This is a genomic window from Streptomyces olivochromogenes (assembly GCF_021538895.1).
GTDB classification, from domain to species: Bacteria; Actinomycetota; Actinomycetes; order Streptomycetales; family Streptomycetaceae; genus Streptomyces; species Streptomyces olivochromogenes_A.
This window is the reverse complement of the sequence record NZ_JADDRL010000108.1, coordinates 22,082-31,787: the sequence shown is the minus strand read 5'-3', so window position 1 is coordinate 31,787 and position 9,706 is coordinate 22,082. Positions and strand designations below refer to the sequence as shown.

The window sequence follows — 9,706 nt, the reverse complement described above, 5'->3', positions numbered from 1 at the left end:
CCCGATGATCTGGTCCCCCGACGCGGAACAACCGCCCCCCGCGGATACCGGCGGCAAGCGGGGCCGCAAGCCCGCCCCGATCTCCCGGACCGCGGGCCCGTCCCACCGGGCCTGGCTGGAACCGGTGCGCGGTTTCCTGTTCGCCAGCGGCCTGACCCTGAACGACCTCGTCGACCGCTCCGGCTACTCCAAGACCCGCATCAGCGAACTCCTGCGCGGCAACGGCTACTACCCCGCCTGGGAGATCACCTTCAGCGTGATCCGCGCGCTCGGGCTGCCGGCCGGACCGATGCGCCGGCTGTGGACCGCGGCGGCCCGGGAAGCGCGGAAGGAGCCCGGCTGGATAGCGCACTGCATACGGCAGGTCGCCGCCGAACCCGAGCACCCGCCCGTCGCCCACCAGGCCTTCACCGAGACCATGGCCCGCGCCTACACCGACTACGCGCAGGCGTTCGTGCTCACCGACCATCGCGCCCGCTGGGTCGTCGCGGAAACCTTCGACCTGCTGTGGCTGTGCTGGAGCGAGGCCGCCACCAGCGAGGACATCCGCCGCTACGCCTGGCGGCTGCTGCGCGACCGTGTCATGGCCCGCGCCGACCGTCACCATGACGGCCACCCCGACCTGCGCGCCGCCGTCTTCTCCACCACCGAGGTCCGCGAGACCGAGCCGGGGCACCTCGTCGTCCTCACCGAACTCGTCGACCTGTTCGACGCGATCGCCCGCCTCCCGTACGACCAGATGGACGTCGCCGTACTGCGCTACCTGTGCGGCATGCACCCCGACCGGATCCCGCAGGTCCTCGGTCTGAGCCCGGCCATCTGCCACGCGATCGACCACCACCTCCGAGCCGCCCTCGAAGACCTGTTGCGTCCCTACAGTCCCCGGGAGTGAACCCAAGCCGCCATGACCGCCATCGACGCCCTCCTCGCCCGCGCCCGGCTGCACCCCAGCCCCGACGTCCCCGCCGACACCGTCGGCTACGAAGACTGCGCCTACCCCGACCTCGCCCTCGCCCCCACCACGCCGTCCGGTGACACCGTCGGCGACGATCCCGCCGCCGACGGCGCCGCCGCCCAGCACCTGCGCATCCTGTGCGAGGCCGTCGTCACCACCCTCACCCCCGGCGCCCTGGAGTTCCTCACCGACCAGCTCCCCGAACCCCAAGGCGCCTGGCTGCTGGGTTGCGCGCTCAACCTCGCCGGCATCGAGGACGGCGCCCGCTTCTGGTGGCAGTACGCCGCCGGCGCACCCCACACCTCCGCGGCCTACTGTCTCTCCCTGCACCACCTGGCCCGCGGCGAGGCCCACGCGGCCGCGTTCTGGTTCGACCAGACCGGCCTCGACACGGTCGCCGACGCCGAGACCTTCCCCGTCACCGGCATCTGCCCGTCGCTGAACCAGTTCCGCTTCGACACCAGCATCCCCACCGTCCTGCGCATCCTCAGCCGCCTCGCCACACCCGGCCACCGGCCACGCACCCACCGCGCCGACGCCGTCACCAACTACGTCGCCCACGCCGTCACCCACGGCTACACCCGGCATCCCAGCGTCGAAATCCCCGTCCCCGAACCCCGCTTCGCCGACCGCCTCGGCTTCATCCTCGCCAACACCCCACCCTGGACACGCACCGCGTCCCGGGTCCTCAACCCCGACCTGCCCAGCCGGGGCGAGTGGCTGCGGGGCACCACCAGAACCCGGACGCGGGAAGCCGCCGGGGGAGGCGCGGGCGGATGACACGGTCCGAGGTACGGCAAGGCCGAATGTCAGACCCGGGTGCCATGCTGTGCCGCCATGGACGTGGAACAGTTCTGGAGCCTGATGGAACAGGCTCGCGACAGGGCCGCCGAAGCGACGGATGCGAGCAAGGCAACCGATGCAGCCGACGCGACCGATGCCGAGGGCATCGCCCAGCAGGCCGCCGCACTGCTGGCGGCTCACGAGCCCCAGCAGATCCTCGCCGCGCAGCAGATCCTCTGGGACCTGATGGCGGCCTCCTACCAGGCTCCCCTCTGGGCCGCGGCCTACCTCGTCAACGGCGGCTGCTCCGACGACGGCTTCGACTACTTCCGCGGCTGGCTGATCACCCAGGGTCGTACGGTCTTCGAAAGGGTCGTCGCGGATGCCGACCAACTGGCGGAACTACCCGTGGTCCGTGCGGCAGCGGCCGAGCTCCTGGAGCTGGAATGTGAAGAGACCCTGGGCATCGCCTGGAACGCCTACAGAACGGCGACCGGTACCGAACTGCCCGGCGACTCCTTCACCATCAACTACCCGGCTCTCGACCCTGCCTGGAACTTCGACTTCGAGGACCACGGCCGGATCGCCGCCCAACTGCCGCGCATCGCCGCGCTCTATCCGGACTGAACACTTCGGCCTTTTCGGCTTCTGATCGAGTGAATCCACTCGCCCGACGCGCGGCGGCGGGCGTGGCAGCGGGAAGGCCACTCTGGACACCGGACAAGCGATGGGCAGGGAGCGTCCCGATGCCGAAGTTCCTCATTCAGGCCACCTACACGTCCGAGGGGACCAAGGGTCTGCTGAAGGACGGCGCGAGTGGTCGCCGCGCCGCCGTCGAGCAGGTCGTCACCGACCAGGGCGGCACGGTCGAGGCGATGTACTTCGCCTTCGGCGAGGACGACACGGTCATCATCATCGACCTGCCCGACCCGGTCTCCATGGCCGCCATCAGCCTCGCGGTCAAGGCCAGCGGTGCCCTCCGGACCCGGGCCACCCCGCTCCTCACCATCGAGGAGATCGACGAGGCCGCCCGCCGACAGGTCGCCTTTCGGTCCCCCGGGAAGCAGTAGGCCCTCGTCGCCGACCGCAGCCTGGCGGACTCCCGGCACGGTCGAGTCTCAGGAGGCGACGCCGGCGATTCCTCCGCCGCCGGTGGCCACGCCGCCCCGCGGCATGGGCGCGGGGAAGGGGAGGGCGTCCGGCCGGCACGTCGCTCCGGCCGGCGGGAGGGTGCCGTCGAGGAGGTACCGGCTCTCGTACGCGTTGACGCAGTTGCTGGGGTTGAGCAGGGCGGTGTGCCCGTACCCCTGGTTGGTGAGGAGACGCGCGTCGGCCAGTTCCTTGGCCATGGCCTGCGCGCCCGCGTAGGGCGTGGCGGGGTCGTAGCTGGTGCCGACCACCAGGACGGGGTGTGCCGTCGGCTTGTTCCACGGTCCGCGGTAGCGGTCCGAGGCCAGGGCCGGCCAGGTGGCGCACGGCTCCGCGGCCCAGGTCCAGAAGCGTCCGGCATCGCCGGCACGGAGGGCGGCCGCCTCCTCCAGAGCGTGGTAGACACCGGGGTCACGTGGATTGGGGCTGTCCGAGCAGAGCACGGCACTCGCCTGTTCGACGCCCAGATACGGAGTCGGGACGGGCGGTGCGGGCAGCGGCGCGGGCGACTTCGGGACCCGGCCCCGCCACAGGTCCTGCAGCCGGCCGGCGAGGTCCTTCCAGCCGGGGTGGACGACGTTGAGGCCGACGACCACGTCACCGATCGTCTGGCCATAGGTCGACTTGCTCACCGGATGCTCCCGCAGGCGCCGCGTCAGCTCGTCGAACTTGTCCCGCGTCGCTTTCGGGCTGCCCGCCGAGAAGGCGCAGTCGGCCGTGGCGGCGGATCCGCACCGGGTGAGGAACTGGTCCAGGGTCGCCGCCGCGCCGAGGTCCGCACCCATGCGCAGGGGGAGAGGCAGCGCGGGTTCCTGGTCGGAGGCGTGGTTCGACCAGGCCTGTGGGTCGACGTTGCTGTCGAGGACCATGGCGCGGACCTTGCCCGGGAAGAGGTTGGCGTAGGTGGCGCCCAGGAACGTGCCGTAGGAGATCCCGAAGTACGTGAGTTGCGGTTCGCCCACCGCCCGGCGCAGCTGATCGAGGTCGCGAGCCGTGTCGGCGGTCGACACATGCCGCAGGAGTTCGGGGTCACGCTCCTGACAACGTCGGCTCAGATCCTTGTACGAGGCGATCCAGGTCGCCCGCTGCTGTGCGTCCGCCGGGAAGCCGTCCGGGGTGCGCGAGGCCCAGGCCTTGGCCTCCGCGGCGTTCGCGAAGCAGTTCACCGCGGTGCTGTGGCCGACTCCGCGGGGATCCCAGCTGACGATGTCGTACCGCTCCCGTATCTCCCGCGGGAGGAACGGGTAATCGTGCGGCATCTGCACCGTCCCCGGCCCGCCGGGGCCGCCGGGATTGAAGAACAGCGTGCCGACCCGCCGCCCGGGAACGGTCGCCTTCCGCCTGACCAGCGCCAGCTTGACGGAGCGACGTCCCGGGTTGAGATAGTCCAGCGGTACCCGCGCGGTCGCACAGTCGAAGTCAGGGCCCTGGACACAGGGTTTCCAGTCCAGCCGTGGGGCGGGAACCGAAGGGGACGGTCCGTCGGCCCCGCTGACGCTCGGCGCGGTGAACAGCGACAAGCAGAGCACCACGGCGACGACGACCGCCGTGGCACGGCGGGGGCGGGCACACAGGGAACTGGATATAGGCATGCTCTGTCCTTTGACCGGCGAGGCGACGTCTGCCCCCCCATGCCTCTGATGCCTCTGATGCGGGCATGCACCCATGTCCACGACATCGCAGTCCGACCGCCCGCGCCATCCGGCGGCGTCCGAATGGGTTTCCCTTCGGCGTTACTCGCGGCTTCGAACAAGATCACCTTTGCCGGGCCCACGCTGTATGTGGCCGCCATCGCCCTGCCCCTCGCGCTTCTCTGGCTGCGTGGGATCAATCTGGCGATCCAGCGAATAGGCACTAATGTTCCACCCGATGAACTGACGGCGAGCCCCCGCGGGAATGCCGGAATGCCGGAATGCCGGAATGCCGCGGCCCCGGCTGGTCGGGGATGCCTGCCGCGGCCGTGAGCCGTGGCACGCCCCCGACGGGCAAGGCCGGTGACGGGCATGGTCAGTTGAGGTAGTCCGCGACCATCGCGGCGAACTCGTCGGGGTCCGCGATGCGAACGCCGAGGGACTCGGCCTTGGCGCGCTTGCTGCCGGCTCCCTCTCCGGCGACGACCAGGGTGGTCTTCTTGGAGACGCTGGAGGAGGAACGGCCGCCGGCGCGTTCGACGAGCTCGTTCATCTGGTTGCGGCTGAGCGTCTCCAGCGGGCCGGTCATCGCGCCGGTGACCACGACGGTCATCCCGGCCAGCGGCCCGCCCTCCGCCTCCGCGCCCTGTGCGTCGGCGGCAGCGTCAGTGTCGGCTTCGCTGTCCGCCGCGGTGGGCGGGGTGGCGCCGGGCTCGGTCATGTTCACTCCCGCGGCCACGAGCTTGTCGATGAGCGGGGCGAGTTCCGCGAGCTCGGCGACGATCGAGGGAGCCTTCTCGGTGCCGATGCCCTCCACCTGCTGGATCGTTTCGGCATCGGCGGCGCGGAGGTTGTCCATGGTGGCGAAGTACCGGGCGATGCGCCGGGACATGGAGCGTCCGGTGCCACGGATGCCGAGCGCGCACAGCACCCGGGACAGCGGTTGTTCCTTGGTCTTGGCGAGCGCGGCGAGGAGGTTGTCGGTGCTGGTCTCGCCCATCCGTTCCAGGTCGAGGAGCTGCTCGCGGGTGAGGGCGAAGAGGTCGGCGAGGTCCGTGACCAGCCCGGCCTCGACCAGCTGCACGACGCGGGTGTGACCGAGGCCCTCGATGTCGAGCTGGTCGCGGCCGGCGGCGTAGGAGAGGGAGGCGACGAGGTGGCAGTTGCGGCCGTTGACACAGCGCCAGCGCTGCTCGCTGGAGTCGATGTCGGCGCCGCAGCGCGGGCACACCTCGGGGAAGGCGATGGGCTGCTCCTCGCCGGTGCGCAGGTGGGCGACGGGGGCCTCGATGCGGGGGATCACGTCGCCGGCCCGGTGGACCATGACGTGGTCGCCCAGGCGCAGGTCGCGGCGCGTGATGTCGGCCGGGTTGTGGAGGGTGGCGTACGTGATGGTGGAGCCGTCGATCTCGACGGGCTCCAGCACGGCACGCGGGGCGATGATGCCGGTGCGGCCCACGTTCCACTCCACCTCCAGCAGCCGGGTGATCTTCTCCACGGCGGGCAGCTTGTAGGCGATGGCCCAGCGCGGTGCCCGCGAACCGGATCCGGCGGCCTCCTGGTCGGCGGCCAGGTCGGCCTTGACGACGATCCCGTCGATCCCGAACGGCAGCTCGGCGCGCAGGGCGGCGATCTCCTTCACACGGGTCAGGACCTCTTCGGCCGTGTCGGCGGTGATGCCCGGTACCGCGGTACTGGCGGTGGTGTTGACCCCGAGCGCGACGGCCTGCCCCATCAGGTCGCTGTGCGCGAACTCGGCCAGCCGCGTGGCGAGCGTGCTCTCGGTGTCGGGCAGGGGCAGCAGGCCGTAGCCGAAGAAGGTCATGGGCACGGTGTAGGCGCGTTCCTTGGCGCGCAGGGTGCCGGCCGCGGCATTGCGCGGATTGGCGAACGGCTGCCCGCCGTGCGCGGTGCGTATCTCGTTGGCGTGCTCGAACTGGGCGGTGGTCATGAGCACTTCGCCGCGCACCTCCACCGTGACCGGCTCGGCCAGCTCACCGGGGAGGCCCTCGATCGTGCCGATGGCGTGCGAGACGTCCTCCCCGGCCGTCCCGTCACCGCGCGTGATCAACTGGCTGAGGCGGCCGCGGGTGTAGCGGGCGGCGATCGCCAGACCGTCCAGCTTCGGCTCGACACTGAACCGGGCGACGTCACGGCCGATCCGTCTCGCCACGGACGCCGTCCAGGCGGTGAACTCCTCCGGCGAGAACACGTTGTCCAGGCTCAGCATCGCCACCGTGTGCGGGACGTCCCCCTCCACGGCGCCGCCCGCGACCTTCCCGGTCGGCGAGTCCGGCAGCACCTCGTCGGGGTGCGCGGCCTCCCAGGCGGCGATGCCGCGCACGAGCCGGTCGTAGGAGTCGTCGTCCAGTACGGACGTGCCACCGGAGTAGTAGGCGGCCGACGCCTTCACGGCGTCCTCGACCGCCTGCGCGTAGGCGGCGGCATCCACGATCACAGCTGCAGGAGTTGTCATACCTCCCATCCTGCCTGCCACCACTGACAATCCCGCCGCCGAGGGAAAATCCCTGATCAGCGGCCTGGCAGCGAGCGGCCGAAGGAACGCGGCGGCACCGCAAGCAATGCAACGGAACACGTACCCGCGGCCCCCTCCACCGAAGTTCGCCGAGGACGCGAAGTCGTGCCCCTCTTCGAGTTCCGCCGTGAACGTCATGCGCGCGGCAGCGGGGGCAGTCCGGGGTCTTATCGTGCGCCGCCCTTGGCGTCCCAGCCATCGGCATCGGCGTGGTCGCGGTCTTCTTCTGTCAGAACGATCCCGGTATGTGCGAACCCCTCCGGAACAAGCGGAACCCCGCCGGTCCGCAGGCCCGGCGCGTCAGCGGCGGTCTCCCCGTCGTGGATGAGCAGCACGGCCACAGCCCAGGGCCGTGCCGCCGGGGCCGGCGTCCGGGGTCTGCGCGCGAGGCGAGTCGTCGACCAGCCCCCGTGAGCCGCCCCGGCCGCCTTCGTCGGCCCGGGTCAGTGACGGAGTGGCTTGCCGCCGAGTTCCACGATCACGGACACCCAGCGATCGCCGTGCGCGACGACGAATCGTGTCTGTCGGTGGTCTTCGTTGGTGCCCGAGTACGTGTCGGAGGCCTTCCCGCGGATGTCCGTAGCCTCGCCGTCCTTCTTCAGACCGCAGCCGGCCAGCGCCGCGCGCAGGCCGTTGACGGCGGCCGTGACTTCTGCGGAGCTGTCGTATTCGGTGTAACCGTGACGGGCCAGGGCCTTCCGGTCGCCGCGATAGTACCTTTCATAGCGCCACGCCCCGCTCAAGTTCTCGATGGCCTCGTCCACGCCTCCGCAGGAGGCCGCGTCCCCGATGTGTGAGAGGAGCGTGTCCTGGCTCGGTTCGTCGACTGCCCGCCAGTGCCAGTTGGCGTACAGCGGCAGTTCGTTCTCCTTCAGCAGCAGAACGACTCCGTCCTTCTTGTACGGGGTGTGTCCCACCTCGCTCGTCCGTGACGCGGTCGGCGGCCGTGACGGCCGTGTCTCCTCCTGGCCGTGTTCCGGCAGCACCGCCCAGGTCAGGCCCCCCGCCAGGGCGAGGGCGGCCGTGGCGACGGCGACCCCCCGTCGTCGGGCCAGCCGCCTGTCTCCCCGCGCGCGTACGTCCGAGGCGGCGGGCAGCCGCACCGCGACCCCGTCCAGCAGTTCCTCGACCTCAGCCATGGCTGGACATCCTCTCGTTGATGAAAGTGGAGTCGACGTCGGCCAGTCGCTCGCCGAGGATCTTGCGGGCCCGGCTGAGCCGGGTGCGTACGGCACCGTTGGAGGCGCCGGTCTCACGCGCGACCTGCTCCACCGGCAGGTCGAGGAGGTGATGGAGGACGACAGCCCGCCGCTGGTCGGGCGTCAGCTCGCGCAGCGCGGCCACCAACGCCACCCGGTCCGCGGAGAGTTCGGGTACGTCCGCCTGCGCGCCGTGCCGGAAGTGTGCGCGCACGCGCCCGAGCTTCCGGCGCCACGTGCTGATCGCCAAGCGCGTCGCGACCGTGCGGACCCACGGCAGGGGATCCCCCTCGCGCGTGAGCCGTGACCAGCGTTGCCATGCCCGTACATACGCCTCCTGCACCGCGTCCTCCGCCTCGCCCAGGTCGCCGGTCATCGCATAGACCGTGGCGACCAGGCGTTTGGCGGTGGCGGCGTAGAACGCGTCGAATTCCCCCGACTGCGTCGGCATCCCCATCCCCGTCCCTGTCCCCGTCCGTCGAGTACATGTCCCGATGGCTTGACTGTCTCTGCCATGAACACGCCCGGGGGCAGCCGGATGTTACGGGGAACCTGGTCGCGTACGAGAAGACTTGCTCAACCCCTGTCCACGGAGAACCGCCCCCGTCGTCAGCCGTCCATCCGATAGAGGTCCGCCTGGCCGTTCGACGCCGTCAGGCCGCCGTCCACGGGGATGTGCACCCCGTTGAGATACGCGGCGTCGGGTCCGGCGAGGAAGGCGACGACCGCGGCCACCTCGGACGGCTCGCCCGGTCGGCCCATGGGTACGCGGTCCGTGAAGCGCTCGCGCAGCGGGGTGCCCTCGGCCAGCGCGTCGCGCAGGAACCGGCTGCTGAGCGTCACGCCGGGGTGGACGGCGTTGACACGGATCTCGCGGCCGTGGTCCAGGGCCATCACGTCGGTCAGGTTCGCCAGCGCGCCCTTGGTCATGTCGTAGACGGCCTGGCCCCAGTCTCCGCGCAGCGCGCCCACGGATCCGATGTTGACGATGCACCCCCGGACCGCCCGCAGATGGGGCAGCGCCGCCCGCGAGGCGAAGAAGGCGCCGTCGACGTTGGTGCTCATCATGGTCCGGTAGTCGTCCGGGCCGATCCGGTCGACGGTGCCGGGAATCGCCACGCCCGCGTTGTTGACCAGCACGTCCAGGCGCCCGAACCGCTCGGCGACGCCGTCCATGACCGCGGTGACGGCGGGCAGGTCCGAGACGTCCGCGACCCACGGATGCATGTCCGCGCCCTCCGCCGCCTCTTGGGCGGTCCGCCGCAGCGTCTCCTTCGTGCGGCCCACGAGCACCACGGTGTATCCGTCGGCGGCGAACCGGTGCGCGATCGCCGCCCCGATCCCGGTACCGGCACCCGTGACGACGGTCACGCGGCCGGAATGGTGATGGTTCACAACTTCCTCGGCTTTCCTGTGTGTTGTTCGGGAATTCAGGGGATCGCCCCTGCCACCG

Annotated in this window: 10 protein-coding genes; 4 read left to right on the top strand and 6 right to left on the bottom strand. The window is 71.0% G+C overall.

Annotated elements, in window-relative coordinates; all coding sequences use genetic code 11:
• Positions 1-4: 4 nt before the first annotated feature.
• From IPZ69_RS36830 to IPZ69_RS36815, 4 genes are all read left to right on the top strand, one after another.
• Positions 5-892: an XRE family transcriptional regulator gene (locus IPZ69_RS36830; RefSeq protein WP_235459060.1), complete on the top strand. Its 888-nt coding sequence runs from the start codon at positions 5-7 to the stop codon at positions 890-892.
• Positions 893-904: 12 nt separating this feature from the next.
• Positions 905-1,735, top strand: a complete 831-nt coding sequence (locus IPZ69_RS36825; protein WP_235459057.1) for a hypothetical protein — start codon at positions 905-907, stop codon at positions 1,733-1,735.
• 57 nt (positions 1,736-1,792) lie between these two features.
• On the top strand, positions 1,793-2,365 hold the full coding sequence (locus IPZ69_RS36820) for a DUF4240 domain-containing protein (protein ID WP_235459056.1): 573 nt from the start codon (positions 1,793-1,795) through the stop codon (positions 2,363-2,365).
• 119 nt (positions 2,366-2,484) lie between these two features.
• The gene (locus IPZ69_RS36815; RefSeq protein ID WP_235459055.1) at positions 2,485-2,808 is read left to right on the top strand and encodes a GYD domain-containing protein; all 324 of its coding nucleotides are present in this window, start codon (positions 2,485-2,487) and stop codon (positions 2,806-2,808) included.
• Between the two features lie 48 nt (positions 2,809-2,856).
• Here the strand turns inward: IPZ69_RS36815 and IPZ69_RS36810 are convergent, their stop codons facing one another.
• The 6 genes from IPZ69_RS36810 to IPZ69_RS36785 all read right to left on the bottom strand — a co-directional run bounded on the left by IPZ69_RS36810 (position 2,857) and on the right by IPZ69_RS36785 (position 9,624).
• Positions 2,857-4,479 carry an alpha/beta hydrolase gene (locus tag IPZ69_RS36810; protein ID WP_235459054.1) on the bottom strand — a complete coding sequence of 541 codons (1,623 nt, stop codon included), beginning with the start codon at positions 4,477-4,479 and terminating at the stop codon, positions 2,857-2,859.
• A 415-nt stretch (positions 4,480-4,894) separates the two neighbouring features.
• Positions 4,895-6,994, bottom strand: a complete 2,100-nt coding sequence (ligA, locus tag IPZ69_RS36805; RefSeq protein ID WP_235459053.1) for an NAD-dependent DNA ligase LigA — start codon at positions 6,992-6,994, stop codon at positions 4,895-4,897.
• Positions 6,995-7,221: 227 nt separating this feature from the next.
• Positions 7,222-7,389, bottom strand: coding sequence for a hypothetical protein (locus tag IPZ69_RS36800; RefSeq protein WP_235459052.1), 168 nt, complete (start codon positions 7,387-7,389; stop codon positions 7,222-7,224).
• A 108-nt stretch (positions 7,390-7,497) separates the two neighbouring features.
• Positions 7,498-8,193, bottom strand: a complete 696-nt coding sequence (locus IPZ69_RS36795; protein WP_235459051.1) for a hypothetical protein — start codon at positions 8,191-8,193, stop codon at positions 7,498-7,500.
• Positions 8,186-8,704 (bottom strand): SigE family RNA polymerase sigma factor, encoded by a 519-nt coding sequence (locus tag IPZ69_RS36790; protein WP_374295113.1) that lies wholly within the window; start codon positions 8,702-8,704, stop codon positions 8,186-8,188. The genes IPZ69_RS36795 and IPZ69_RS36790 overlap by 8 nt, the downstream gene beginning before the upstream one ends.
• Before the next feature lie 158 nt (positions 8,705-8,862).
• On the bottom strand, positions 8,863-9,624 hold the full coding sequence (locus tag IPZ69_RS36785) for an SDR family NAD(P)-dependent oxidoreductase (RefSeq protein WP_235459049.1): 762 nt from the start codon (positions 9,622-9,624) through the stop codon (positions 8,863-8,865).
• Between the last annotated feature and the right edge of the window lie 82 nt (positions 9,625-9,706).

Excerpts from the sequence above, each read along its gene's own strand:
- IPZ69_RS36830 (WP_235459060.1), top strand. The coding sequence starts at position 5 with ATGATCTGGTCCCCCGACGCGGAACAACCGCCCCCCGCGGATACCGGC.
- IPZ69_RS36825 (WP_235459057.1), top strand. The coding sequence starts at position 905 with ATGACCGCCATCGACGCCCTCCTCGCCCGCGCCCGGCTGCACCCCAGC.
- IPZ69_RS36820 (WP_235459056.1), top strand. The coding sequence starts at position 1,793 with ATGGACGTGGAACAGTTCTGGAGCCTGATGGAACAGGCTCGCGACAGG.
- IPZ69_RS36815 (WP_235459055.1), top strand. The coding sequence starts at position 2,485 with ATGCCGAAGTTCCTCATTCAGGCCACCTACACGTCCGAGGGGACCAAG.
- IPZ69_RS36810 (WP_235459054.1), bottom strand. The coding sequence starts at position 4,479 with ATGCCTATATCCAGTTCCCTGTGTGCCCGCCCCCGCCGTGCCACGGCG.
- ligA (WP_235459053.1), bottom strand. The coding sequence starts at position 6,994 with ATGACAACTCCTGCAGCTGTGATCGTGGATGCCGCCGCCTACGCGCAG.
- IPZ69_RS36795 (WP_235459051.1), bottom strand. The coding sequence starts at position 8,193 with ATGGCTGAGGTCGAGGAACTGCTGGACGGGGTCGCGGTGCGGCTGCCC.
- IPZ69_RS36790 (WP_374295113.1), bottom strand. The coding sequence starts at position 8,704 with ATGCCGACGCAGTCGGGGGAATTCGACGCGTTCTACGCCGCCACCGCC.